The 24811-nt window shown below is 56.9% G+C and carries 20 protein-coding genes and 1 other RNA gene; 10 read left to right on the top strand and 11 right to left on the bottom strand.

The genetic code is table 11. From position 1 onward, the window contains the following. Positions 1 to 55 precede the first annotated feature (55 nt). A complete protein-coding gene (gene grpE, locus M5B97_RS25340) occupies positions 56 to 616 on the bottom strand; it encodes a nucleotide exchange factor GrpE (protein ID WP_123715842.1) in 561 nt (186 codons plus the stop codon). 254 nt (positions 617 to 870) lie between these two features. On the opposite strand from grpE, the gene recN reads away from it, so the two are divergent. Further along, positions 871 to 2544 (top strand): DNA repair protein RecN, encoded by a 1674-nt coding sequence (gene recN, locus M5B97_RS25335; RefSeq protein WP_123715841.1) that lies wholly within the window; start codon positions 871 to 873, stop codon positions 2542 to 2544. An 81-nt stretch (positions 2545 to 2625) separates the two neighbouring features. On the opposite strand, the gene fur is transcribed toward recN, so the two are convergent. After that, positions 2626 to 3030 (bottom strand): ferric iron uptake transcriptional regulator, encoded by a 405-nt coding sequence (fur, locus tag M5B97_RS25330; RefSeq protein ID WP_123715840.1) that lies wholly within the window; start codon positions 3028 to 3030, stop codon positions 2626 to 2628. Between the two features lie 99 nt (positions 3031 to 3129). On the opposite strand from fur, the gene M5B97_RS25325 reads away from it, so the two are divergent. Then, the gene (locus tag M5B97_RS25325) at positions 3130 to 3657 is read left to right on the top strand and encodes an outer membrane protein assembly factor BamE (RefSeq protein ID WP_123715839.1); all 528 of its coding nucleotides are present in this window, start codon (positions 3130 to 3132) and stop codon (positions 3655 to 3657) included. Positions 3658 to 3712: 55 nt separating this feature from the next. Here the strand turns inward: M5B97_RS25325 and M5B97_RS25320 are convergent, their stop codons facing one another. Both M5B97_RS25320 and M5B97_RS25315 read right to left on the bottom strand, forming a co-directional pair. Further along, entirely contained in the window at positions 3713 to 4015 is a 303-nt protein-coding gene (locus tag M5B97_RS25320) for an RnfH family protein (protein WP_248733024.1), read from the bottom strand. Then, positions 4008 to 4442, bottom strand: a complete 435-nt coding sequence (locus M5B97_RS25315; protein ID WP_123715837.1) for a type II toxin-antitoxin system RatA family toxin — start codon at positions 4440 to 4442, stop codon at positions 4008 to 4010. Before M5B97_RS25315 ends, M5B97_RS25320 begins: the two co-directional genes overlap by 8 nt. A gap of 167 nt (positions 4443 to 4609) precedes the next feature. Here M5B97_RS25315 and smpB point away from each other — a divergent pair, with 167 nt between their 5' ends. Next, entirely contained in the window at positions 4610 to 5092 is a 483-nt protein-coding gene (gene smpB / locus M5B97_RS25310; protein ID WP_060752280.1) for an SsrA-binding protein SmpB, read from the top strand. Positions 5093 to 5129: 37 nt separating this feature from the next. Here smpB and M5B97_RS25305 read toward each other — a convergent pair whose 3' ends face one another. Then, positions 5130 to 5897, bottom strand: a complete 768-nt coding sequence (locus M5B97_RS25305) for a GntR family transcriptional regulator (protein WP_123715836.1) — start codon at positions 5895 to 5897, stop codon at positions 5130 to 5132. Positions 5898 to 6159: 262 nt separating this feature from the next. Here M5B97_RS25305 and M5B97_RS25300 point away from each other — a divergent pair, with 262 nt between their 5' ends. The 4 genes from M5B97_RS25300 (at position 6160) to ssrA (ending at position 11647) form a co-directional block, all read left to right on the top strand. Next, positions 6160 to 7854: a lactate permease LctP family transporter gene (locus M5B97_RS25300; protein ID WP_123715835.1), complete on the top strand. Its 1695-nt coding sequence runs from the start codon at positions 6160 to 6162 to the stop codon at positions 7852 to 7854. A 71-nt stretch (positions 7855 to 7925) separates the two neighbouring features. Beyond that, a complete protein-coding gene (locus M5B97_RS25295) occupies positions 7926 to 10736 on the top strand; it encodes an FAD-binding and (Fe-S)-binding domain-containing protein (protein WP_248733023.1) in 2811 nt (936 codons plus the stop codon). 136 nt (positions 10737 to 10872) lie between these two features. Next, positions 10873 to 11154, top strand: coding sequence for a hypothetical protein (locus tag M5B97_RS25290; protein ID WP_060752284.1), 282 nt, complete (start codon positions 10873 to 10875; stop codon positions 11152 to 11154). A 103-nt stretch (positions 11155 to 11257) separates the two neighbouring features. Next, positions 11258 to 11647, top strand: a transfer-messenger RNA (tmRNA) gene (gene ssrA / locus M5B97_RS25285). 180 nt (positions 11648 to 11827) lie between these two features. On the opposite strand, the gene M5B97_RS25280 is transcribed toward ssrA, so the two are convergent. From M5B97_RS25280 to M5B97_RS25255, 6 genes are all read right to left on the bottom strand, one after another. Then, positions 11828 to 14926 carry a type I restriction endonuclease subunit R gene (locus M5B97_RS25280; protein WP_248733022.1) on the bottom strand — a complete coding sequence of 1033 codons (3099 nt, stop codon included), beginning with the start codon at positions 14924 to 14926 and terminating at the stop codon, positions 11828 to 11830. A gap of 403 nt (positions 14927 to 15329) precedes the next feature. Then, the gene (locus M5B97_RS25275; RefSeq protein WP_248733021.1) at positions 15330 to 16478 is read right to left on the bottom strand and encodes an anticodon nuclease; all 1149 of its coding nucleotides are present in this window, start codon (positions 16476 to 16478) and stop codon (positions 15330 to 15332) included. A 1-nt stretch (position 16479) separates the two neighbouring features. Then, positions 16480 to 17709, bottom strand: a complete 1230-nt coding sequence (locus M5B97_RS25270) for a restriction endonuclease subunit S (RefSeq protein WP_248733020.1) — start codon at positions 17707 to 17709, stop codon at positions 16480 to 16482. Then, positions 17706 to 19079 carry a type I restriction-modification system subunit M gene (locus M5B97_RS25265; protein ID WP_248733019.1) on the bottom strand — a complete coding sequence of 458 codons (1374 nt, stop codon included), beginning with the start codon at positions 19077 to 19079 and terminating at the stop codon, positions 17706 to 17708. Before M5B97_RS25265 ends, M5B97_RS25270 begins: the two co-directional genes overlap by 4 nt. A 36-nt stretch (positions 19080 to 19115) precedes the next feature. Continuing rightward, positions 19116 to 19265 carry a type I restriction-modification system subunit M N-terminal domain-containing protein gene (locus M5B97_RS25260; protein ID WP_248733018.1) on the bottom strand — a complete coding sequence of 50 codons (150 nt, stop codon included), beginning with the start codon at positions 19263 to 19265 and terminating at the stop codon, positions 19116 to 19118. 976 nt (positions 19266 to 20241) lie between these two features. Continuing rightward, positions 20242 to 21159: a LysR substrate-binding domain-containing protein gene (locus M5B97_RS25255; protein ID WP_248733047.1), complete on the bottom strand. Its 918-nt coding sequence runs from the start codon at positions 21157 to 21159 to the stop codon at positions 20242 to 20244. Between the two features lie 186 nt (positions 21160 to 21345). On the opposite strand from M5B97_RS25255, the gene M5B97_RS25250 reads away from it, so the two are divergent. From M5B97_RS25250 to M5B97_RS25240, 3 genes are all read left to right on the top strand, one after another. Beyond that, positions 21346 to 22866, top strand: a complete 1521-nt coding sequence (locus tag M5B97_RS25250; protein ID WP_123715828.1) for an ABC transporter substrate-binding protein — start codon at positions 21346 to 21348, stop codon at positions 22864 to 22866. Between the two features lie 105 nt (positions 22867 to 22971). Beyond that, complete coding sequence (locus M5B97_RS25245) at positions 22972 to 23889, top strand: ABC transporter permease (RefSeq protein ID WP_248733017.1); 918 nt, start codon at positions 22972 to 22974, stop codon at positions 23887 to 23889. A gap of 9 nt (positions 23890 to 23898) precedes the next feature. Beyond that, entirely contained in the window at positions 23899 to 24801 is a 903-nt protein-coding gene (locus tag M5B97_RS25240; protein WP_248733016.1) for an ABC transporter permease, read from the top strand. The last annotated feature ends 10 nt before the right edge of the window (positions 24802 to 24811 follow it).

Raw genomic sequence — 24811 nt, 5'->3', positions numbered from 1 at the left:
TAACTGCGGTAGCACTTAAACGCTTGACTTATAGATGGGGCCGTTACGACTGATTTCAAGCCTGCTCATCAATAGAAGGTGAAACCGGTGCGGGAGCCTTGCTCACCACCACCATTGCCGGGCGAAGCAAGCGACCGTTGAGCAGGTAACCCTTCTGGAATACTTTCAACACACTGTTAGGCTCAAGGTCATGGCTCTCCTGCATGGCCATGGCCTGGTGATGCTCAGCGTTGAACGGCTCGCCGCCCTGCGGATCCACAGCTTCCAACTGATAACGCTTCAGGGTGTCCTGGAACATTTTCAGGGTCAGCTCGATCCCTTCGCGCATCGGACGGATGTTTTCGTCGTCAGGGTTGGACAACTCGAGACCACGCTCCAGGCTGTCGATAATCGGCAGCAAGTCACTCGCGAATTTTTCCAGTGCGAATTTGTGGGCCTTTTCTACATCCTGCTCGGCACGGCGGCGGACGTTCTGCAGATCGGCGGCAACACGCAAAGACTGATCCTGCGCAGCGGCCAATTGCTCTTCAAGCACTTGTACACGAGTTGCCAGCTCATCGCCGACAGCCGAATTGGCGTCTGGAGTTTGCGTATCCTGCGTCTGTTCGTCAGCCATAGATTTCTCCTTTCAAAATCATGCGCGAACTCAACTCGCGCTTCTGTTCCGGTATATGGGGCCACAATTTTCAGGTTCAAGGGCGCAGGCGTTACCAAAAGTCTTTCAAAAGACTCGGATCATTTCCGTCACCCTCATTCCGCATTGCGCTAAAAAACAACAATTCCCAAGCAAATCGAGCTAAGCGCCAGGATTGTCAGGCCCGAACAAAACACTGTATAAATAACCAGACCTAAAGCTTGGGAGCGGCCGTCATGCTGGTGCACCTGTCCGTACATAACTACGCCATTGTTGAACACCTTGATCTTGAACTGGATCGCGGGATGAGCGTAATCACAGGCGAAACCGGCGCCGGCAAGTCCATCATGCTCGACGCCCTGGGCCTGACCCTGGGCGACCGTGCCGACAGTGGCGTAGTCCGTCCCGGTGCGGAAAAGGCCGATATCCTGGCCACCTTTGATCTGGCGGACATCCCCGAAGCCGAAGCCTGGCTGACTGAGCGCGACCTCAATAATGAAGGCCCGTGCATCCTGCGCCGAGTCATCACTGCCGAAGGGCGCTCACGCGGCTATATCAATGGCACACCCTGCCCCCTTGGTGACTTGAAAGCCCTGGGCGAACTGCTGATCGATATCCACAGCCAGCACGAACATCAATCCCTGCTGAAAACCGACACCCACCGTCGCTTGCTGGATGAATACGCCGGCGCTACCGACCTGGCCCGCCAAGTGCAACTGGCCGCCCAACGTTGGCGCCAGACCCGCCAGGAGCTGGAGAGCCTGTCCAACTCAGGCGACGAACAGCGTGCTCGCCACCAGTTGCTCAGCTATCAACTTGAAGAACTGGAAAGCCTGGGCCTGGGCGAGACAGAGCTGGAACAACTGGAACAGGAACACAAGAACCTCACCAATGCAGAAACCCTGCTGGGTATCTGCCGCCAGGTAGTGGAGCAATGCAGCGAGAGTGATTCCGGCAATGTGCTCAATGCACTCACGGCCAGCCTCAATCGCCTGTCCAGCGTAAACAGCGCATCCGGCTCATTGAGCGAAGCCACCACGCTACTGACCAGCGCACAAATCCAGGTCGAGGAAGCTGTGGGTGAACTGAACCGCTTCCTGGATCACTTTGATGCCGACCCTGCTCGTCTCCAGGAAATAGAAGAACGCCTGGACACCATTTATACGCTGGCACGCAAACACCGAATCCAACCCACTGAAGTCGCGGCAATGCAGCAGAAATTGCTGGATGAGATCGAAACCCTGAACGCAAACGACGAGTCCATCGAACGCCTCGGTGAAGAACTCGCTTCATTTGCCCGTCATTACCATGAGAAAGCGCGAGAACTGAGTGACCTGCGCCATCAAGCTGCCACTGGGCTGGCCAGCGCGGTAGAGCAGGAAATCCAGCGCCTGGGCATGCCTGGCGGCCGCTTTACCATCGAATTGCACACGAACACCAGCCATGAACTGCAACCCCATGGCCTGGAGCAGGTGGAGCTGCTGGTCAGCGCCAACCCGGGACAACCGCTCAAGGCCCTGGCCAAGGTCGCTTCCGGCGGCGAGCTGTCGCGTATCAGCCTTGCCATACAGGTGATAACGGCCCAGACCTCACGCGTACCCACCTTGGTGTTCGACGAAGTGGATGTGGGGATCGGCGGGCCGACTGCAGAGATTGTTGGCCAATTATTGCGACGTTTGGGAGATCGCGGCCAGGTGCTTACGGTGACGCACTTGCCGCAAGTGGCCGCTCAAGGGCACCAGCACCTATTCGTGCACAAAGTGCGCGGCAGTGATGCAACGCATACGGCGGTGTCCAAGCTGAACAAATCGGAACGCGTGGAGGAAGTGGCACGCATGCTGGGGGGCATAGATTTGACCAAAGAGTCTTTGGCCCACGCAAAGAAAATGGTGGTAGCCGCAAAGGCTTAACCAAGTCTTTCTCTTTATAAAACGCGAAGGCGACCCTGAGGTCGCCTTCGGTCGTTACGCAGAGTGAATCTGCGTCGCTTTTTACTTTTTCTTGCGGATGTACAAAACCAGATTGTGGTCAACCAAATCGAATCCATGCTCTTCAGCGACCTTATGCTGCAAAGCTTCGATCTCGGGGCTGGTGAACTCGATAACCTCATTGGTATCCAGGTCAACCATGTGGTCATGATGGCCACCGTCGGCCAATTCAAACACCGCATGACCGCCGTCGAAATTATGACGAACCACCAGCCCCGCGGCTTCAAACTGGGTCAGCACACGATAAACCGTGGCCAGGCCAACGTCCTCGTTGGACTCCATCAGCGCCTTGTAGACATCTTCGGCACTCATGTGACGCTGCTCAGCAGAATCGAGCATTTGTAGAATTTTGACTCGTGGCAGAGTCACTTTGAGACCGACTTTGCGTAGTTCGCTATTTTCAACCATGGTTAGCTTTCTCGCGGATGCTGCTTCGCAGCTTCTCTTAATACGGGTATGATCGGCGTTTAACGTTGTCCCAGCCAAGATAGTGGAAGTCGCCCACCGATGCAAAACACCAAGCTCTTGCTAACCAGTTTCACCTTTGTGGGACTGCTCGCACTCGCCGGTTGTTCATTCCCCGGGGTTTACAAAATCGACATCCAACAGGGCAATGTCGTCACGCAGGACATGATAGACCAGTTACGCCCGGGAATGACCCGACGGCAAGTACGGTTTATCATGGGCAATCCCCTGCTGACTGACACTTTCCATGCCGATCGCTGGGATTATCTCTACAGCATCCAGCCCGGTGGCGGTGAACGCCAGCAGGAGCGCGTCAGCGTCATTTTTAATGGCAACGACCAGCTTGTCAGCCTGTCGGGTGACTTCAAGCCCGGCGTAAGCCGTGATGATGCCCTGCTCGGCAAGGACAACGGTACGAATGTAACCGCACCTGCACAAGAAGCCGAGAAGCCGAAATCCGAGGTGCCGGCCAAGCCAGGCTCCTTGCTGGACCAGATCCAGAAGGACGTCGACGGCGTGAAGACCGTCCCGGTCCCGACCCCAGAACCACTGGACGCCAGCCCGCAGTAACTTTACGCCACACAACAAAAAGCCCGGCATGCCGGGCTTTTTGTTGTGTGTAAATTTATGAGCCCTGCTGCCTGGCCATCGCAGCCTTGGCCGCGCGCAGTCTACGCACCTCTTTAGGGTCTGCCAGCAAAGGTCGGTAGATCTCGATGCGATCCCCCGCACTCACGGTGCGTTCATCCGGCTTTTCGACCACCTTGCCGAAAATCCCCAGAGGACGCTCAGCCAACTCCACCTCCGGAAATTGCGCCGTAATTCCCGATGCCTGCACCGCAGCCCTTAAGCTCGTGCCCTCCGGCACTGTAACCGCCAATAAAACCTGGCGATCCATGGCGGCATACACCACTTCAATCTCAACCATGCAGTTGTTTGGCTCGCTGGCAAAATGCATCCACTAATGTATTGGCGGCCTGATTGAATAGAGGGCCCAAGGTCGCCCGCACAACCGGGCCTGCGTAATCAAAGGACAGGTCCAGGCTGATTTTGCAGGCTTTGTCGGTCAGTGCCTTGAATACCCACACCCCGTGCAATTGCGTGAACGGGCCTTCCTGCAGGTTCATTTCGATGGACTTCCCGGGTACCAGCACATTGCGCGTCACAAAGTGCTGGCTGAGCCCCCCCTTGGCCACGCCAACACTGGCAACCATATGCTCGTCAGTGCTCTCCAGCACCTCAGCAGTAGAACACCACGGCAGGAATTCCGGGTAACGCGCCACGTCGTTGACCAGGTCATAGAGCGCCTGCGCCGGATAGGGCAGCAGGGCCGAACGTTGAATATGCGTCGTCATGTGAGCGTTATTTCCACTGCTGAGGCAAACATCGCGAAAAGAACAGCCCGATCCGCGAGAGAAAAAAATCAAAGAACTGCCCGTATTGTCCGGGATTCGTCGAACACGCTCAAGCACGCAGGTTGACCGTAGCCGACAGCCTCGCAACTCCCTATAATGCCGCCCCTATGGCTAAACAAAAGAAACACCCCACAGGGACCATCGCGCAAAATAAAAAGGCGCGACACGATTACTTCATCGAACATCGGTTCGAGGCTGGTCTGGTCCTGGCCGGCTGGGAAGTAAAAAGTCTGCGAGCCAGCAAGCTGCAACTGGTCGACAGCTACGTATTGCTCAAGGATGGCGAGGCATGGCTGCTCGGCAGTCATATCACCCCGCTGACCACCGCGAGCACCCACGTGATTGCCGACCCGGTACGCACGCGCAAGCTGCTGCTCAATGCCCGCGAGATCGATAAACTTGCAGCCGCCGTACAGCAGAAAGGCTACGCCTGTGTCTGCTTGTCCTGGTATTGGAGCAAGCACCTGGTCAAGTGCGAGATCGCGCTGGGCAAGGGCAAGAAGGAATACGACAAGCGTGATACCGAGCGCGAACGCGACTCCAACCGTGAGTTGCATCGCGCCGTACGCAACAAGGGCAAGGAAGAGTAACCCTTGCGACGATGTAGCCTGGGTGACTCACCCCAGGCTACATGCCTTTACGCCGCTCCGCCCGCGCTACGCGCTGAACCTCCTGACGCACTTCCTCCAACACTTCCTGCACATACAGCAGGTGACGTGTTGAGACTTCGCGCGCCTGCTCGGCCCGCCCCTCGATAATTGCCAGATACAAGTCCCGATGCTGGCTGATCAGCATGTCGCGCGTTTCCGTGCGTTGCTGGTACATGCCACCAATGTTGGTCACCACGTTGCGCTTGAGCAGGTCGAACAGCCCACGAATGGTGTGCAACAACACAGCATTATGGCTGGCCTCGGCAATCGCCAAATGAAACCGCGCATCGGCCGCCCCCTCCTCCAACCGGCTCACCTCGTCCGCCCGGGTATAGCAATCCTGCAAAGCGTCAAATGCCGCCGTCAGCCGCTCACGGTCGACCTCGGTGGCGCGCAGCGCCGCGTAATAGGCGCAGGACGCTTCGAGCGTCTGGCGAAACTCCAGCAGATCACGCTGCGCCTCAGGGTTGTTTTCCAGCAGATGCAGCAAAGGATCACTGAAGGTCGACCCCAGAGACTCCGCCACATAGTTACCCCCGCCCTGGCGACTGACCAATAACCCCTTGGCCGCCAGCTTCTGGATCGCCTCACGCAACGATGGGCGCGACACACCGAACTGTTCCGCCAGAGCGCGCTCGGCCGGCAAGCGCTCGCCTGACTTCAGCGTGCCCTCAAGGATCATGCCCTCGAGCTGCTCGACAATATCGTCGGACAAACGGCGCTGACGCACCTGATCAAACCCCATAACTCACTCCCCACAATCCCGACCACTCGCCGGGGCCTCTATTCTGGCCTATCGCCGCGCTTGCAGCACCTATCAGAAGCCCCTTGATTGACCCAACCAGAACCCCTCGCCTAGCGCGCTACGACCAAAGTTTCGCGAGCGGCAAATTGACACACCCATATCCAGGCTTTTACTCTAGCCAACAGCGCTTGTAAATTGGTCTTACCAATTATCCAAGCTGCTCGAATAGTGCCTGACCAACAACAATTAGGGGCCACCCCATATGCAAACCTGGCAACAGCTCTACAGCCCTCTCGGCAGCCTCGGCCTTTCCGCATTGGCGGCCGTTATCCCCATCGTATTCTTCTTCCTGGCCCTGGCCGTTTTTCGCCTCAAAGGTCACGTCGCCGGGAGCATTACTCTGGCACTGTCGATACTGGTCGCAATCTTCGCGTTTCAGATGCCGGTAGACATGGCGTTCGCCGCCGCAGGTTACGGTTTCGCCTATGGCCTGTGGCCTATCGCGTGGATCATCGTTGCCGCCGTGTTCCTCTACAAACTGACGGTCAAAAGCGGCCAATTCGAAATTATCCGCAGCTCGGTCCTGTCGATTACCGACGACCAGCGCCTGCAGGTATTGCTGATCGGTTTCTGCTTCGGCGCCTTCCTGGAAGGGGCTGCCGGTTTCGGTGCGCCTGTAGCGATCACCGCCGCGCTGCTGGTCGGCCTGGGCTTCAACCCGCTGTACGCTGCCGGCCTGTGCCTGATCGCCAACACCGCGCCTGTCGCATTCGGTGCACTGGGCATTCCGATCATCGTCGCTGGCCAGGTAACCGGTATCGATGCGTTCAAGATCGGCGCCATGACCGGCCGCCAACTGCCCCTGTTATCGCTGTTCGTGCCGTTCTGGCTGGTGTTCATGATGGACGGCCTGCGCGGCGTTCGCGAAACCTGGCCGGCGGCGTTGGTGGCGGGCGCAAGCTTTGCCGTCACCCAGTATTTCACCTCCAACTTCATTGGCCCGGAGCTGCCGGACATCACCTCGGCCCTGGCCAGCCTGATCGCCCTGACCCTGTTCCTGAAGGTCTGGCAACCCAAACGCACCGCCGGCGCACAGATTGCCGGTGTCACGTCCAACACAGCGATCACCGCCAGCGCCGGTGGTTTCGGCCAGCCACGCAGCACAGTCGCCTCGCCTTATAGCCTGGGACAGATTTTCAAAGCGTGGTCGCCGTTTCTGATCCTGACCGTATTGGTCACCATCTGGACCCTCAAGCCCTTCAAGGCAATGTTCGCCGCAGGCGGCTCGATGTACAGCTGGGTCTTCAACTTCGCGATTCCCCATCTGGATCAAATGGTGATCAAAGTCGCTCCGATCGTCACCAACCCGACCGCGATTCCAGCCGTATTCAAACTGGACCCTATCTCAGCCACCGGCACCGCGATTTTCTTCTCTGCCCTGATCTCGATGCTGGTGCTGAAAATCGACATCAAAACTGGTCTGACCACTTTAAAAGAAACCTTTTATGAACTGCGCTGGCCGATTCTATCCATCGGCATGGTGCTGGCATTCGCCTTCGTCACCAACTACTCCGGTATGTCGTCGACCATGGCGCTGGTATTGGCGGCAACGGGCGCTGCTTTCCCGTTTTTCTCACCTTTCCTCGGCTGGCTGGGCGTTTTCCTGACGGGCTCCGACACGTCGTCCAATGCCCTGTTCAGCTCGCTGCAAGCCACCACCGCCCACCAGATCGGCGTCAACGACACCCTGCTGGTGGCAGCCAACACCAGTGGCGGCGTGACCGGCAAGATGATTTCGCCGCAATCAATCGCCGTGGCCTGCGCTGCTACAGGCCTGGTGGGCAAGGAATCCGACCTGTTCCGCTTCACCCTCAAGCACAGCCTGTTTTTCGCCACGATCGTCGGGTTGATCACCCTGGCGCAGGCTTACTGGTTCACCGGTATGCTGGTGCACTAGAGACCTGCACGTAATAGGGTAAGCATCGACGCCGGACCACGGTTGCGGCGTCAACTATTTCTGGAGGACCGATGAGCCTGCCTGCTGCTTTTCTGCGCGACGTCGCACAGCTGATTCCGAAAGATCGACGCTTCGACGACCCGCTTTCCACCCTGGCCTTCGGCACCGACGCCAGCTTTTACCGACTGATCCCACAACTGGTGATCCGTGTAGAGTCGGAAGACGAAGTGGTGGCACTGCTCCAACTGGCCCAACGCGACCACGTGCACGTGACCTTCCGCGCAGCAGGCACCAGTTTGTCCGGCCAAGCCATCACTGACTCTGTGCTGATTGTGCTGGGCGACAATTGGAACGGCCGCGAGATTCGCGGGCAAGGCACGCAGATCCGCCTGCAACCTGGGGTGATCGGCGCCCAGGCCAACGCTTGGCTCGCGCCGTTCGGGCGCAAGATCGGTCCCGACCCGGCGTCGATCAACGCCTGCAAAATCGGCGGCATCGTTGCCAACAACGCCAGCGGCATGTGCTGCGGTACGGCACAAAACACTTATCACACCTTGGCGGGCATCCGCCTGGTGCTGGCTGACGGCAGCCGCCTGGACACCGAGGACGCCGCCAGCGTCACCGCCTTTCGGCAACAGCATGGCGCGCTGCTTGAGCGCTTGGCGACATTGGGCCGCGAGACGCGCGCAAACACCCAACTGGCAGCAAAGATCCGCCACAAATACCGTCTGAAAAATACCACCGGCCTGTCACTCAATGCCCTGGTAGATTTTGACGAGCCCCTGGATATTCTCAGCCACCTGCTGGTGGGTTCCGAGGGCACGTTGGGCTTTATCAGCGCGGTGACGTACGACACGGTGATTGATCACCCGAACAAGGCGTCGGCGCTGATCGTCTTCCCGGACGTCGAAACTTGCTGCAACGCAGTGACGGTACTGAAAACCCAACCGGTTTCGGCGGTCGAGTTGCTCGACCGGCGCAGCCTGCGCTCGGTACAGAACAAACCGGGCATGCCGGCCTTCGTACAGCACCTGTCTGAAAACGCCTGCGCGCTGCTGATTGAATCCCGCGCGGCGTCGCCGTCACTGCTGCACGAACAGCTCACGCTGATCATGGCCTCCCTGGCGCCTTACCTTGTGGAAAAACAGGTCGATTTCACCGAAGACCCAGTGGAAAACGCCCGTTTATGGGCCATCCGCAAAGACACCTTCCCTGCCGTTGGCGCCGTGCGTAAAACCGGCACCACGGTGATCATTGAAGACGTGACCTTCCCGGTCGAACAACTGGCCATCGGCGTCAACCGCCTGATCGAACTGTTCGACAAACATCACTACGACGAAGCGATCCTTTTCGGACACGCCCTGGAAGGCAATCTGCACTTTGTGTTCACCCAAGGCTTCAACAGCAGCGAAGAAGTCACACGCTACCAAGCGTTCATGGACGACGTAGCGCAACTGGTGGCGGTGGAATTCGGCGGCTCGCTGAAAGCCGAACACGGCACCGGCCGCAATATGGCGCCCTTCGTCGAGCTGGAATGGGGCAGCGACGCCTATCAACTGATGTGGCAGCTTAAACGCCTGCTCGACCCTAACGGCATTCTCAACCCGGACGTGGTGCTCAGCGAAGATCCGCAAGTCCACCTCAAACACCTCAAGCCCTTGCCCGCAGCCGATGAGCTTGTGGATAAGTGCATCGAGTGCGGTTTCTGCGAGCCGGTCTGCCCCTCGAAGGGACTGACCCTGAGCCCGCGCCAACGTATCGTGATCTGGCGCGACATCCAGGCCAAACGGCGCGCGGGCATCGACACCACTGAACTGGAAGCCGCGTACCACTATCAAGGCATCGATACCTGCGCCGCTACCGGGTTATGCGCCCAACGCTGCCCTGTCGGCATCAATACCGGTGACTTGGTGAAAAAGCTGCGTGCTCGCGACGCCGACCGTACGAAAACGGCCGAGTGGTTGGCCAGCCATTTCGCTACAGCCCTGCAAGGTGCGCGCTTCACACTGCACGTCGCCAATGGCGCGCGCATGCTGCTGGGCGCACCGCGCCTTGCAAAACTCTCGGCGAACATCACCCGGCTGTCCAAAGGGCAGATCCCGCAATGGACCAACGCCATGCCGCAGCCGGAAAAAGCCATACGCTTCAGCCCGCCCGTCACTGACGAGCGACCGCGCGTGGTTTACCTGGCGGCTTGCGTCTCACGCGCCATGGGCCCCGCAGCCGGTGATAAAGAGCAGATGTCGCTGTACGACAAGACCCGCGGCCTGCTGGAAAAAGCCGGCTATCAAGTCGTATTCCCCGACAACCAGGACAACCTGTGCTGCGGCCAGCCGTTCGCTTCCAAGGGCTACGCCGAACAGGCCGAACACAAACGCCAGGAGATGATCGGCGCCCTGCTCCACGCCAGTCGTGGCGGCCTCGACCCGATCTACTGCGACACCAGCCCGTGCACACTGCGACTGATGCAGGACCTCGGGGAAACACGCCTGGATCTCTACGACCCGGTGCGCTTCATCCGCACCCATCTGATGGACCGACTCGACTTCACCCCACAGGAAGCGCCCATCGCCGTGCACGTCACGTGCAGTACCCAACACCTGGGCGAAAGCCAGGCGTTGATCGATCTGGCACGACGCTGCTCCAAAACCGTGGTGATCCCGGAAGGCATCCACTGCTGCGGCTTCGCCGGCGACAAAGGCTTCACCACGCCGGAGCTCAACGCCCACTCACTGCGAACGCTCAAGGATGCGGTGCAACATTGCAGCGAAGGGATTTCCACCAGCCGCACCTGCGAAATCGGCCTGAGCCAGCATGGCGGTATCGATTACCACGGGCTGGTGTACCTCGTGGACCGTGTCACCCAGGCCCGCGCAGATTAAATCTGCAAAAAAACAGAACCCCGGCGCGCCGGCGCAGTCATCTGCATAGGTCTTCGCGATGGAGGCCATCAACGACTTCGCTGGCTGCCCCGACCTCGGAGCAGCATCGAGCCTTATGTGTACAAGGAGATTACCGATGAAGCGCACTGCTCTTGCTGGCCTGTTCATCACTGCGGCGATGCTGGCCTCCCCTGTTTTCGCGGCCGGTGAACCTGACCTGTGCAAAATCAACCTCGACAAAATCAACAACGGTAAAGCCCTGCTGGCCACCGACACCTCCGGTAAAAGCGGCGAAATCGACACCGCCGTCTCCCAGGCCAAGGCAGCCCATGCAGCCGGTGATGACAAGAAGTGCATCGAGATCACCTCCAAAGCCCTGCAAGACCTGCAGAACAGCGACAAAGGTGGCAACCAATAAGCACGCTGCCGCTCAAGGTCAACCTTCGGGTTGGCCTTCTGTGACCGTTTGGCGTACACTGCACGAGCTTGTCACTCACTATGAAACAACGAGTTACAAGCACGGGGCCGTTTAGGATTCGACGCCGGTTGCGAAACTTTAGGTGCATGCCGAGTTGGTAACAGAACTCGTAAATCCACTGTTGCAACTTCTTATAGTTGCCAATGACGACCAATACGGTGCTGCTCTCGCTGCTTAATTGCAGCTGACATGCACTCCTGATGCCTTCGGGCTCAGCAATCATCAGGGGATGTCTGTAAACCCAAAATGATTGTCATATAGAACAGAATCGCCGTGCAGTACGTTGTGGACGAAGCGGCTAAAACTTACACAACTCGCCCAAAGCACCCTGCCCGTCGGGTCGCTGAGGGTTAACTTAATAGACACGGCTACGCATGTAGTACCGACAGCGGAGTACTGGCGGACGGGGGTTCAAATCCCCCCGGCTCCACCAAATGATCAAAAAAAGACGTCCACGGACGTCTTTTTTTGTGCCTAAAACCCAGAAAATACGCGGCTTCCAGCGCTTTTGCGATCTTTTGAGAGTTTTTGAGTTCCAGCCATTCGGGTATTCCAGACGGTATTCCACAAACCCGCGTCCAAGGATTATGTCCTCACGCTTATAGGCCGCCCTTTAAATTTGCCCTCCAACACCCTTGAACTTATCTACAAACATAGCAACTTTGTGAAAGACACTTTGTTTTTTTGCCAAATAAGCCGGATTAAGTGGACTCATCTTAGGCAAAACGTAACTGAGCTCAGTTCCATTATCGCTAGCAAACTCCCGTTTTAGTGAAGTGGCGATGTAGCGTTTAGCCGCCACTTCATTCAGTTCCTCATCGCTGATCAGCTCTTGGGCCTCGCGCCGCTGTTCTGATTGGGCGAAAGTGAAAAAAGCATCAATCACGCTAGCCTTGTTATCAATCCGATCCAGATCGGTCTGGTTGATGAAGTCCACCACCAGGCTTTCTTTGGCGCGATTGCCCAGGCTGGCGCGAATCACCCGGCGCATCTCCTCGACCAGTGCCGCCTTGTCCTTGACCTTCTTGTGCTTCTCGAAGATCAGCTCGAGGATGTAATCCAGGTTGATTTCCTGGGACTTGAGCAGGTCCACCTCGAACACCACATCGTCCCAGTCGATAGTGGACTCGCTTACTTCGTTACCCGCTTTCTCACGCCTCAGCCAATCGCGGATGTCATTGTAGGTGGAGCGATAGTCCTGGACCTTGCGCTCGGCAAGCACGCGGATGGACTGCAGCTCGGCTAGCTTCTCGTCATCCAGGTGGTGTTCTAGCTTGAATGCTTCCACGGCCGGCGGGTCGCTGATATCGACCGTTTGCAGCTCCTTCAACGCGGTAAACTCGTCGTAGTTCTGCAGCACATTTTCCACACGTAGGTACTCGCCGAACAACTTGGCGAAGTCTTTCTTCTCCGATTCCTTGATGATGTTGGCCGGGTCGGGAAAACGTTGCTCCAGCTCACTAACCACATCTATGAAGCCACGCCGCGCCTCACCGGTCAGCGTGTCGGTGAAGCCCTCCATATACTCCTTGTAACTTTTTTCCAGGACCACGTTGCGCGTGTTCTTGTCGCCGAACAGTGTGATGGCGTCGACCGTAGCCTGCTCCAGATCGCGAAAGGTGACGATATTGCCGAAAGTCTTAGTGGCATCGAAAATGCGGTTGGTGCGTGAATAGGCCTGGATCAGGCCGTGATAGCGCAGGTTTTTGTCGATGAACAGCGTGTTCAACGTAGGCGCATCGAAGCCGGTCAGGAACATGCCGACCACAATCAGCAGGTCGATGTCCTGATCCTTCACGCGCTTGGCCAGGTCGCGGTAGTAGTTCTGGAAGCCCTTGTTGTCCACGCCGAAATTGCTTTTGAACAGCGCGTTGTAATCAGCAATCGACGCGCTCAGGAACTCTTTAGCGGTGCTATCCATCGCCGACACTTCGAAGCTCTCATCGACGATGTCGCCAATGGCGTCCTGTTCTTCATTGGGGGCGAAGGAGAAGATGGTAGCGATGCGCAGAGGCTTGTCGCTGACTTCCTGCAGCTTCTGCAGCGTCTCGTAGTAAGACTTGGCGGCATCGACGCTGCTCACCGCGAACATGGCATTGAAGCCCTTGTTTGCTCCCTTTAAACGATGGGTCTTCTGGCGAAAATGCGTGAGCAGGTACTGCGAAATTTCTCGGATGCGCGTTGGGTGGAGCAAAGCCTGGCGGTTCTCCGCGGCGCTGAGCTTCTTCTCGTCCTGTTCGGTTTCCAGAGCCTTGAACTGTGGACGGACATCGTTGTAGTCCACCTTGAACTTGAGCACTTTCTCGTCACGGATGGCATCGGTGATTACATAGGAATGCAGCTCGCGGCCGAACACGCTGGCGGTTGTATCGGCGCCCAGCGCATTTTTTGGGAAGATCGGCGTGCCGGTGAAACCGAACTGATAGAAGCGCTTGAACTTCTTCTTCAGATTCTTCTGCGCCTCGCCAAACTGGCTGCGATGGCACTCGTCGAAGATGAACACCACCTGCTGGTGGAACACCGGCAGGTCGCCTTCGGTCTTCATCAGATTGTTGAGCTTCTGGATGGTGGTGACGATAATCTTGTTGTCGTCCTTATCCAGATTGCGCTTGAGGCCAGCGGTGCTCTCCGAGCCGTTGACGCTGTCGGGTGAAAAACGCTGGTACTCCTTCATGGTCTGGTAATCCAGATCCTTGCGATCCACCACGAAGAACACTTTATCGATAAACTCCAGCTCGGTGACCAGGCGCGCAGCCTTGAAGCTGGTCAGCGTCTTGCCCGAGCCGGTAGTGTGCCAAATATAACCGCCACCCTCGGTGCTGTTCCAACGCTTGGCCTGCCAGGCACTGCGGATCTTCCATAGGATGCGCTCGGTGGCGGCAATCTGGTAGGGGCGCATCACCAGAAGGGTGTTGCTGACGTCGAACACCGAATAGGTGAGCAGTACATCGAGCAGGGTGCGCTTCTGGAAGAAGGTCGCGGTGAAGTCTTTCAGATCCTTGATCGGACTGTTGTCGGCCTGCGCCCAATTCATGGTGAAGTCGAAACTATGCTTGTTGCGCTGCGTGGTGTTGGCGAAGTAGCGCGTATCGGTGCCATTGGATATCACGAACAGCTGCAGATACCTGAACAGCGAATGCTCGGTGTTGAAGCTCTCCTTGCTGTAGCGGTGCACCTGATTGAAAGCTTCGCGGATCGCCACGCCACGCTTCTTCAGCTCTACCTGCACCAGTGGCAGGCCGTTAACCAGAATCGTCACGTCGTAGCGGTTGGCATGACTGCCCGCCTGCTCGAACTGCTTGATGACCTGCACCTTATTGCGGGCCAGGTTCTGCTTGTCCATCAAATAGATATTCTGGATGCGCCCGTCATCGAACACGAAGTCGTGCACATGATCGTCGTGAACCTTACGGGTCTTGTCGACGATGCTGTCGCTAGGCTTGTCCAGCCAGCTTTCCACGAAGCGCACCCACTCACCGTCGGAAAAATCGACGCTGTTCAACGCCTGCAACTGCGTGCGCACATTGGCCAGCAGCGCCGGCATCGTCTTCAGCCCGGTGGGGTGCTCATAGCCCTGATTGACCAGATCCTGGACGAACTCGCGTTCCAGATCGCCTTCACTCTGGTAGCTTTCGGCAACTTTCCACTCGGTGGCGTACCTGTCGAGCACGATAAAGGTGCTGGACTCGGCGATGGTCTTGTAGTCATTCATTGCTTGGGGGCTCCCCATTTCCCTGTGCGAGTTCGCGTCCAATTTCCTCCACCGTCGGCAATTGCGACTGCACGGCCAGTGGAATGTCCTTGGTGATAAATGAGCTGACGCCCATGGGTTTGTGGATATGACGCAACACGTACTTCACATCCAGTTTGTCCTAGTCTTTGCACAGGATCAGGCCAATGGTCGGCTGGTCGTCTGCGGCACGCAACTGGTCGCCTGCCGCGGACAGGTAGAAATTGAGCTTGCCAATGTACTTCGGCTTGAACCCACCAGCCTACTGCGAGCGTTGAATGTGCTGCTTGATTGTAGCCAGAGCCTGTCGGTAATCGCTGGTGCGGGTGATTTCGCTCATGCACTGTTCCTCTCCAACGTCACGACAACAGATCTCTGCATGCGATCAGGCGCCCGGCGCCTCTTCCTGTTGCCAATACCCGTATTTGGCCACCAGATGGTCCAGCAGCAACTTGACCGTCTGCTTCTCCTGCGGTGTTGGCTCAGTGACGCTCTCATTGGACAGCGTGCTGTGGCTGGTGAATTGCATAATGCGGTTCAGGTAAGCCTGCTTGTCGTCAGGCAAAAGCGCCGACCATTGCGGATAACCCAGAAAACTGGCGGTTTTTTCGTAGAGGTTGCGCAGCAGGGTGAAGTGATAGCGCTGTACCTGGCCAGCGGTAATCGCCTGCTCAAGGGTCTGCCGCAAGTGGAGATGGTAAGAAAAACTCTTGTTGGAGTCGCCGTACTTGACGCACAGATCAAAGCTGCCGTCATCGAGACGGCCCAATAAATAGCAACCCTCTTTCTTGCCACCCTTGTTGAGGCCAAGCTCATTATGTAGCACGTTGTAGAAAAGCGGGCTGTGGGTGGTGATGACGAACTTTAGGTCGGCAGGACTGGCCTTGATCAGCCCTGCCAAATTGACCGCCAATTCAATGAGATGGTTCTCATCCAGCGAGCTCACCGGGTCATCAATGAATACATACTCCAACTGATCAAACTCCCGCGTTTCGCGGTCTTCCGGCTCTGGCACATTGCGTGTGCTAATGACCTGATCAAGTAGCGTGTAAAAGATGCTCCAGATGAAATTGCTCTCTTCGCCCTTGGATATCTTGAGGTTTCCGGAGCTTTCGTCATCCCCCCGTTCAAGCGAAAAAGTGACCTCCGAATAGTCCTCGCTGAAATGCGGGGTCAGCTTGTCACTAGTGTAGTGCTGGAAATATCGGACGATATTGCCGTCCTGTCCTAGGTCCCGGAGTATCGCGAGCAGCCAGTCCGTGAAAGAGTTGGGCTGGATCCGCAGTCTGGGCTGCGCATCCAGCGCCAAGTCGTTATCCCAATAGAACAAGTCTTCGGTAAAGGCGTTGAAGTATAGGATTTTGCTGCGCGACAACGCTGGTGGATCAGCCGCCTCCTCGCCCTTGGGTGTGACCAACTGCTTGAACTCGCGCGACAGACGCGTCTTGCCCGTGCCGTTGAAGGCGTAGATCAGTTGCACCTTTTTGTTGGCGTTCTTCAACAGCTCAGCGATCTCGGTCAGCGTCTTGCTCATTTCAGGCCACCGCCCCTTCCGGCTTGGGGAAGCTCAGCAGTCGGTCTCGGTAGTGCTCGTATTGCTTCTGACGCAGCGCGATCTCGCGAGGCAGACCTTCGCTGATGGAGTTGGTGAGGACGTCGAATTTGTCGAGTATAGCGACGATGCGGGCCTGTTCTGCCTGTGACCTTTCGGGGTCTCCGGGGAATGGCACCGGGATTTCGATCTTTGAAAATCCATTGATCAGCAGAGTATTGACCTTGGTTCTGGCCACATGCTTTGCTTTTTTGGCTATGAAAGACTGCGTCTGCATATAGTAAGAAACAAACTTTGGATTCATTGAATGCCGAAAAGCATAACAGTGATCGTGAATCGCAACTCTCTCATCCCCAAGCCATGCGACTGCTTTGCCAACCTCTTCAACAGTTTCACCAACATCGGTTAGCACCACATCACCCGGCTCGGCATAACGCAACGAACCTGCCATCTCGGCACGTACTTTTGAAAACGCATGATCCGCCCATACCCCATAGCGGGTATAGATTTCGCCGTAATGGATAACGCTGACGCCTTCTTCAACGTAGTCGGCTTTGGTGAAGCGCTTGCCGCGAATGAACTCGCCAATATCTCCCAGCGCCTTCCATTCCACCTCCCCGCCTTCAAAACTCAACAATTGGTCGCGGTAGTAGTTGTATTGTTTTTTGCGGGCTTTAAGCTCAGCGGTAAGCTCGGCGGTAAGTTCGGCGAAAGTGTCCAGCATGCGAACGATTTCCGCCTGGATTTCCAGCGATTTTTGGGGGTTGTCTGGGCAGGGGATGGGGACTTTTTTGTTTGTATAGGTCCCGATCCAATGACGTTTATGGTCGCCATCAACCAGTTCGCTTGGCAATGTTTTTAACCAATAGTAAATGTACTTAAGTAGCACCTTACCTTCGTCACTTGATGTGACCATCTTCATGGCCGAAGATTTAGCTTTGAAATCAAAACTCACCCATTTACTAGCTGTCGTGAAATCATCAAAAATGACTACGGGAGTCTCTGATGCTTTGTAGATGCCTTCAGCCTCGTCTGTGTAGCCTAGAACAAACGTCTTTCCAGCTGTGAGTACGGGAGTTTTGAATTTGTCGCTGTAGCTTGTTGCCGTCACCAAGTATTTGGTTGGCTGTTCATAGTTCGTAAGCTGCCCGAGCGGCAACCACGCAATTGCAACCCCGTCTAACAGTCTTTCCAAAAAGCCAATCAGTCTCATACCCCCAACTCCTCGCCTTCGATCTCCGCAACAATGGCATCGATCTCAGTCCGCAGCTGGGCAACTCGGGAAACAGTGGTTTTCAACTCGGCATTGAGCTGGGCGATGTTCACGACCTCGCGGGTGTCCCTGGCCTCGACGTAACTGCTGACCGACAGGTTGTAGTCGTTGCTGACCACCTTATCCAGCGGCACCGATTGCGCGAAGTGCTCGACGTTCGCCTTGCTGTCAAACACCTGCATGATCTGCTCGATATGCACGTCTTCCAGCAGGTTGTTATTGGCGCCCTTCCTGAACAGTGCGCTGGCGTCGATGAACTGGGTGGTCGTGTCCAGCTTGTGCTTGGACAGCACCAGAATGTTCACGGCGATGGAGGTGCCGAAGAACAGGTTGGGCGCCAACGAGATCACCGTTTCCACATAGTTGTTGTCCACCAGGTATTGGCGAATCTTCTGCTCAGCGCCACCACGGTAGAAGATGCCAGGAAAGCAGACGATGGCTGCGCGGCCCTTGGCCGAGAGGTAGCTCAGCGCATGCAGCACGAAGGCGAAGTCCGCCTTGGACTTCGGCGCTAGCACGCCGGCCGGGGCAAAGCGGTCGTCATTGATCAGCGTCGGGTCGTCGCTGCCGATCCACTTCACCGAGTACGGCGGGTTGGATACGATGGCATCGAAGGGCTTGTCGTCACCAAAGTGCGGGGCACGCAGCGTGTCGCCGAGCTGGATGTTGAATTTGTCATAGTTGATGTTGTGCAGAAACATGTTCATCCGCGCCAGGTTATAGGTGGTGTGGTTCACCTCCTGGCCGAAGAACCCATCCTCGATGACATGGGCGTCGAAATGTTTTTTCGCCTGCAGCAGCAGCGAGCCGGAGCCGCACGCCGGGTCGTAGATCTTGTTGACGCTGGTCTGCTTGTGCATCGCCAACTGGGCGATCAACTTGGACACACGCTGCGGGGTAAAGAATTCGCCACCGGATTTGCCGGCATTGGCCGCGTAGTTGGAGATGAGGAACTCGTAGGCGTCGCCGAACAGGTCGATATGACTGGCATCGAAGCTGCCAAACTCCAGCTTACTTACTCCCTTGAGCACGTCCGCCAAGCGCTTGTTCTTGTCGGCGACGGTATGACCCAGGCGGTTGCTAGTGGTGTCGAAGTCAGCGAACAGGCCTTTGATGTCCTGCTCGGAGGCGTAACCATTGGCGGAACTCTCGATGGCGGCAAAGATACGTGCCAAATCGGTGTTCAGACTATCGTTGGTGCTGGCCTTGGCGGCGACGTTACTAAACAACTGGCTGGGCGCGATGAAATAGCCCTTGGTCTTGATTGCGTCGTCCTTGGCGGCGGCAATCAACGGGTTGTCATCCTCCATGGCAGCATAATCGACCGAGCCATCACCACCGGTGATTTAGTCAACGAAGTTCTCGCTGATAAAGCGGTAGAACAGGGTGCCAAGCACGTACTGCTTGAAGTCCCAGCCATCGACGGCGCCACGCACGTCATTGGCGATGGCCCAGATCTGACGTTGCAGGGCGGAACGTTGTTGGGCACTGGTCATACTGCTTATCCTGTTTCAATGCGGTTTACATGGTCATTCCGTAGCATCCGGACCTGACCTGAATCGTGTTATGTGCGTGTCGAGTCGACGTTGGCACAAGGATGCTCATTCTATGTGCTCCCTTCAATTAGATATACTGTCGTGGGCTTTCTTTGCACCCTACAATCAATAACATACCCACAAAAGCACGTTGACTTTTGCGGCTTGATGACACAGTGAAACCGCCTGCCGTGTGGATGAATGCCGATACCGCGTCTCTTGCTCTTTCCCCTGCCAGCGTAAGGATCTGCCCTCTGAGGGTGGGCGGAGGGTAGCTCGAGATTTCGTACGCAGCCCCACGTTTGTGCACGTCGTAAACCTGGGCGAGTTTATCCAGATGAGACGGTCTCAACAGATCATTTTCGGTGCCGATCTTCGTTTTGACGATATCTCCTGAGACATCACCGACACCACACAGCTGAAGGCACTTGGGAATAAGCGGCTCCCCGTCTGTGTTGCCGCTGACCGAAAGCTGACCCGGTAAAAGTGCCTGCTGGTCGAGCGTGGGGGCTGATCGCAAAGGTGGACGTACGTATCGCAACAATGAATGTACCTGCGAGTGGAGACATCGTACGCGCAGGGGCAAAAATCAACAGCGCGACCATTTGCTTGATAGATTCGATCCCGATTCGTTTTTGGGGGCGGAGCTCAAAACGCACCGTCCATCGGAATCCAGACCGCGCAGCGTTCCAACTGGTATTCCAAGCAAGTTGACCAATAAATTATTTACCATTAAAAACAAATAGATACCGACTTGTTTCAAATTACCCCGGCCCAAATGATCAACTAAAGACGTCCACGGACGTCTTTTTTTGTGCCTGAATCCAGCGAGATCAACAACTACCCAAAGCCAATCTTGAAACTACCCAACAGTATCACGGAGTACTCCTAGCGTTTGTTTAGCCCCTAGAGCGCCCTCCCAAACAACCTCCCCTTCTCAACCAGCCCCCTCATTCTCCAACTCAGCAATCAAAAAATCCCTAAACGCAGAAACCGCAGCCGGTAAATTGCGTCCGGCCATGCTTTGCAGTTCGATTCGCCGTGCCTGCATGCCTTCATCCAGGATCGGCAAGCATTGAAGTACCTTGTCTGCCACTTGCTTGTGCAAGGTCATTTCGCTGGCCAGGCTGATTACGCCCTCTTCGCGGACGAAGCTATAAAGCGCGGCAACGTAGTTAGTCGTCAACACCGGGTCGAACAACAACCCCTGGACGCCGCAGCAGATGTCGAAGAGCTGGCGTATCGTCGTGTCGGCTTTCGGTAATGCGATGGGCCAGGGTTGCAACTCGGCGAGGCTGACCGCTTCACGCCCGGCCAAGGGGTGAGAGTTGGCGACCACGGCAAAAATCGCCCCGCTGAGGACGTGTTCGACCTTGATTTCCTTTTGCGGCATCAGGCTGAAGGTCATCGCCAGATCGGCTTCGCCGGAGCGAACCTTCTCAGTCGCTTGCGCGGGCGCACAGACCTCCAGTGTGAAATGAATGCCCTGATACTCACGCCTGAACGCGCTGATGCACCTGGGCATGTATTCCAGTGCAAATCCTTCCGAGCAGGCAACGTGTACATGACCCCGTTGCAAGCCATGCAGCTCGGTGATTTCCAGCACCACCTGCTCGGCTTCAAGCTGCGACTTACGCGCGTAAGCCGCCAGTCGTGCCCCCGCCTCGCTCAGCACCATGCCCCGGGCACGGCGCTCAAACAAGCTGGCCCCCAGGGCCAACTCAAGCTTGGAAATTTGTCGGCTCACTGCTGACGCCGCGACATTCAAGCGCACCGAGGCTTCGCTGACCGATCCGCATCGCGCTACTTCCAGAAAATAGCGCAGTGCCGTGGACTGCACACCATACAACTGCATCGGCGCCCCCATGGATTGCCTTTTAGGCAACGTAAGCATCGAAATATTATTCTTGTGGCATTGATAGCCTTTCCTTACATTCGTGTCCAGATCAAAAAAACACCTGCCTGACCTTCTTATCCTCCTTTACGCATTTGCGATTCGCTGCCCTTTGATTCAACCACTCTCGCCAACGGAGACGACGGCATGGGCATCAAAGGTTTCGCCTGCTGTATTGCGCTGATGGGCTTCATCAGCAGTTTTCCGGCTTACGCCGGTAAAGCCAACGACACCCTGGTTTACGCTTCCGACAGCGAGCCTGAAAACATCAGCCCCTATCACAACGATTTGCGCGAAGGCGTGATTCTCGGCCGGCTGATCTGGGACAACCTGATCTACCGCGATCCCAACAGCGGCGAATACAAACCCATGCTGGCCACCAGTTGGAAACAGGTCGACGACACCACAATCGATTTTGAGCTGCGCAAGGGCGTCAAATTTCACAACGGCGACGCCTTCACGGCCGACGACGTAGTGTTCACCCTCAACTACGTGGTATCGCCCGAGGCGAAAGTCGTTACCGTGCAAAACGTAGACTGGATCAAGAGCGCCGAAAAAACCGGTGACTACAGTGTCCGCCTGTATTTGAAGAAGCCTTTTCCTCCGGCATTGGAATACCTGTCCAACGCCGTTCCTATGTTCCCCAAGCAGTACTTCGAGAAGGTCGGCCTGGCCGAATTCAGTCGCAAGCCAATGGGTACCGGGCCGTATAAAGCCGTGTCGGTGGTGGCTGGCGAAGGCGTGACCATGGAGATCAACAAGGACTACTTTCCGGACAGCCCACAAGGCAAGCCACATATCGGCCACCTTACGTTCCGGGTGATCCCGGATGCAGAAACCCGCCTGGCCGAGTTGATGACCGATGGTGTCGATTGGACCTGGCGTGTGACCTCGGATCAGGCAGTAGACCTCAAGGGCATGCCGAACCTGACCGTGACCAGCAGCGAAACCATGCGCATCGGTTTCCTGATTCTTGATGCTCGGGGCACCTCAACGGAAAACTCGCCGATGAAGAACCTCAAGGTGCGTCAGGCCATCAACCATGCGATCAACCGCAATGCGCTGGCCACGCAATTGGTGGGTGGCGAAGCCAAACCCTTGCAGGTTGCCTGTTATCCAGGCCAGTTCGGTTGCGATACCACCGCGGCCACGGTCTACAACTATGACCCCGCCAAGGCCAAGGCGCTGCTCGCCGAAGCCGGTTACCCAAATGGCTTCGAGACAGAAATCTTCGCTTATCGCGACCGTGATTACGTCGAAGCCATCATCGGCAACCTGCGCGCGGTGGGCATCAACGCCAAGCTGCGCTACTTGAAGTACGCCGCCCTGCGCGATCAGCAACGTGGCGGCAAGGTACCCATGTCGTTTCAGGCCTGGGGCTCGTTCTCGATCCTCGACACCTCCGCGTCAGCCGGCACCTGGTTCAAGGGCAATCCGGACGACAACATCAAGGACCCACAAGTCCAAGGCTGGTTGCAGACCGCCGACAATGCCCTCGACCCGCAAGTGCGCAAGGACAACTACCGCAAGGCCTTGCAGCGCATCAGCGAACAGGCCTACTGGGCGCCGCTGTTCAACTACTCGATGAACTACGCCTACTCCTCCGAACTCGCGTTCACGCCGTACCCGGATGAGCTGCCGCGTTTCGTTCAGTCCAGTTGGAAGTAATCCGCAACCGCACGGATTGATCGAGAGGTGCCGTGGCTTGCGGACTACCACTCCCCACGCACACGTCCTCACACCTGCCCTCTATTGGATACGAGGAAACTTGCCATGCTTGGATTCCTTCTGCGCCGTCTGGCCATCGCTATGTGCGTTGCCATTACCGTGTCGGTGATCAGCTTTTCTCTTTTGCATTTGTCCGGCGACCTGGCCACGGCCATTGGCGGGCCGGAAGCCACCAGCGAACAGATCGAACAGATCCGCGTGCAATACGGTTTGAACAAACCGCTACCGACCCAGTACTTCAACTGGCTGGGCGATTTGCTGCGGCTGGACCTGGGCAACTCTTTTTTCTTTCAGGAGTCGGTCTACAACCTCGTCGCCAGCCGCTTGCCGATTACTCTCGGGTTAGGTGCCATGGCGCTGGGTATCGCATTGCTGGTGGCGATTCCACTGGGCGTGCTGGCGGCGGTCAAACGCGACACCTGGGTTGACCGACTGGCCTTGAGCATTGCGGTGCTGGGTCAGGCGATGCCGAGTTTCTGGTTTGCGCTGATGTTGATCGTGGTGTTCGCGGTGACGCTCAAGTGGCTGCCGGTGTCCGGCAACTCGACCCTGCTGCACTTCGTCATGCCGGCCATTGCCTTGGGCTACTACGCGACGCCGGCAATCATGCGTCTGACCCGCGCCGGCATGCTTGATGTACTCAGTTCCGATTACATCCGCACCGCCCGTGCCAAGGGCCTGCGCCCTGCGCGTGTGCTGTTCAAGCATGCACTGCGCAACGCCTTGATTCCGGTAGTCGCACTGGCGGCGGTGGAGTTCGGCTTCATGCTCGGCGGTTCGGTGGTGATTGAAACCGTGTTCTCCCTGCAAGGCATCGGACAACTCGCCTGGGACGCCATCGCCCGTGATGACTTTCCGGTGGTACAGGCCGTGGTCCTTCTGATTGCGGTGATCTACATCATCCTCACCTTGCTGGCCGATGTGCTCAACGCACTGCTCGACCCGCGCATTCGCGTGCGCTAGGAGGCTTACATGAGCACCCCCACGACCCTTGTAATCAATGACTACCTGCCACCACCGAGCAGCCTGAGCCGGGTACTTGGCAAGAGCTTCCGTCACCGTGGTTTCGCCATCGGCGCAGTGTTGTTGCTGATCATCTTGGCCGGTGCGCTGTTCGCGCCGTGGCTGGCACCTTACGACCCTTATGCGCAAGACGTGATGCTGCGCATGAAACCGCCGGTATGGATGGCCAACGGCACCTGGGAGTTCGTTCTCGGCACCGACAAGCTGGGCCGTGACTACCTGTCGCGGCTGCTCTACGGCGCACGTATCTCGCTGTTCATCGGCATCGCGGCGGCGCTGATTTCCGGCTTTATCGGCACGGTCATGGGGCTGTTGGCGGGCTACTACGGCGGCAAGGTCGATGCGTTTATCAGCTACCTGATCACCACCCGGCTGGCGATGCCGGTCGTGATGGTCGCGCTGGCCTCGGCCTCGCTGATGGGCGGTTCACTGAAAGTGGTCATCGTGCTGCTCGGATGCCTGTTATGGGATCGCTTCGCGGTGGTGGTCAGGGCCTCGGTGCAACAGATTCGCGATGCTGAATATGTGGCGTCGGCACAGGCTCTTGGCTGCTCGACCCTGCGCATTCTGGTCAGTGAGATTCTGCCGAATCTGGTCGGTGCGCTGATCGTTGTCGCGACTCTGGAAATGGCCCACGCGATCCTGCTGGAGTCGGCCCTGTCGTTCCTCGGGGTTGGCGTGCAGCCGCCGACGCCGTCCTGGGGTTTGATGATCGCTGAAGGCAAACCCTACATGTTCTTTTCCCCATGGGTCATCGCCATTCCCGGCGTCGCCCTGATGATTCTGGTGCTGGGCATCAACCTGGTCGGCGATGGCCTGCGCGATCTGATCCTGCCCGACGGCCGCAACTGACAGACGGCCA

This window comes from Pseudomonas sp. MWU13-2517, from assembly GCF_023242545.1.
Taxonomy (GTDB): domain Bacteria; phylum Pseudomonadota; class Gammaproteobacteria; order Pseudomonadales; family Pseudomonadaceae; genus Aquipseudomonas.
The sequence above is the reverse complement of the archived record's forward strand: the minus strand, read 5'-3'. Positions and strand labels throughout refer to the sequence as shown.

Excerpts from the sequence above, each read along its gene's own strand:
- M5B97_RS25270 (WP_248733020.1), bottom strand. The coding sequence starts at position 17,709 with ATGAGACTGATTGGCTTTTTGGAAAGACTGTTAGACGGGGTTGCAATT.
- M5B97_RS25320 (WP_248733024.1), bottom strand. The coding sequence starts at position 4,015 with ATGGTTGAGATTGAAGTGGTGTATGCCGCCATGGATCGCCAGGTTTTA.
- M5B97_RS25280 (WP_248733022.1), bottom strand. The coding sequence starts at position 14,926 with ATGAATGACTACAAGACCATCGCCGAGTCCAGCACCTTTATCGTGCTC.
- M5B97_RS25245 (WP_248733017.1), top strand. The coding sequence starts at position 22,972 with ATGCTTGGATTCCTTCTGCGCCGTCTGGCCATCGCTATGTGCGTTGCC.
- M5B97_RS25295 (WP_248733023.1), top strand. The coding sequence starts at position 7,926 with ATGAGCCTGCCTGCTGCTTTTCTGCGCGACGTCGCACAGCTGATTCCG.
- M5B97_RS25240 (WP_248733016.1), top strand. The coding sequence starts at position 23,899 with ATGAGCACCCCCACGACCCTTGTAATCAATGACTACCTGCCACCACCG.
- M5B97_RS25260 (WP_248733018.1), bottom strand. The coding sequence starts at position 19,265 with ATGACCAGTGCCCAACAACGTTCCGCCCTGCAACGTCAGATCTGGGCC.
- recN (WP_123715841.1), top strand. The coding sequence starts at position 871 with ATGCTGGTGCACCTGTCCGTACATAACTACGCCATTGTTGAACACCTT.
- fur (WP_123715840.1), bottom strand. The coding sequence starts at position 3,030 with ATGGTTGAAAATAGCGAACTACGCAAAGTCGGTCTCAAAGTGACTCTG.
- smpB (WP_060752280.1), top strand. The coding sequence starts at position 4,610 with ATGGCTAAACAAAAGAAACACCCCACAGGGACCATCGCGCAAAATAAA.
- M5B97_RS25290 (WP_060752284.1), top strand. The coding sequence starts at position 10,873 with ATGAAGCGCACTGCTCTTGCTGGCCTGTTCATCACTGCGGCGATGCTG.
- M5B97_RS25305 (WP_123715836.1), bottom strand. The coding sequence starts at position 5,897 with ATGGGGTTTGATCAGGTGCGTCAGCGCCGTTTGTCCGACGATATTGTC.
- M5B97_RS25255 (WP_248733047.1), bottom strand. The coding sequence starts at position 21,159 with ATGCAGTTGTATGGTGTGCAGTCCACGGCACTGCGCTATTTTCTGGAA.
- M5B97_RS25325 (WP_123715839.1), top strand. The coding sequence starts at position 3,130 with ATGCAAAACACCAAGCTCTTGCTAACCAGTTTCACCTTTGTGGGACTG.
- grpE (WP_123715842.1), bottom strand. The coding sequence starts at position 616 with ATGGCTGACGAACAGACGCAGGATACGCAAACTCCAGACGCCAATTCG.
- M5B97_RS25315 (WP_123715837.1), bottom strand. The coding sequence starts at position 4,442 with ATGACGACGCATATTCAACGTTCGGCCCTGCTGCCCTATCCGGCGCAG.
- M5B97_RS25250 (WP_123715828.1), top strand. The coding sequence starts at position 21,346 with ATGGGCATCAAAGGTTTCGCCTGCTGTATTGCGCTGATGGGCTTCATC.
- M5B97_RS25300 (WP_123715835.1), top strand. The coding sequence starts at position 6,160 with ATGCAAACCTGGCAACAGCTCTACAGCCCTCTCGGCAGCCTCGGCCTT.
- M5B97_RS25265 (WP_248733019.1), bottom strand. The coding sequence starts at position 19,079 with ATGGAGGATGACAACCCGTTGATTGCCGCCGCCAAGGACGACGCAATC.
- M5B97_RS25275 (WP_248733021.1), bottom strand. The coding sequence starts at position 16,478 with ATGAGCAAGACGCTGACCGAGATCGCTGAGCTGTTGAAGAACGCCAAC.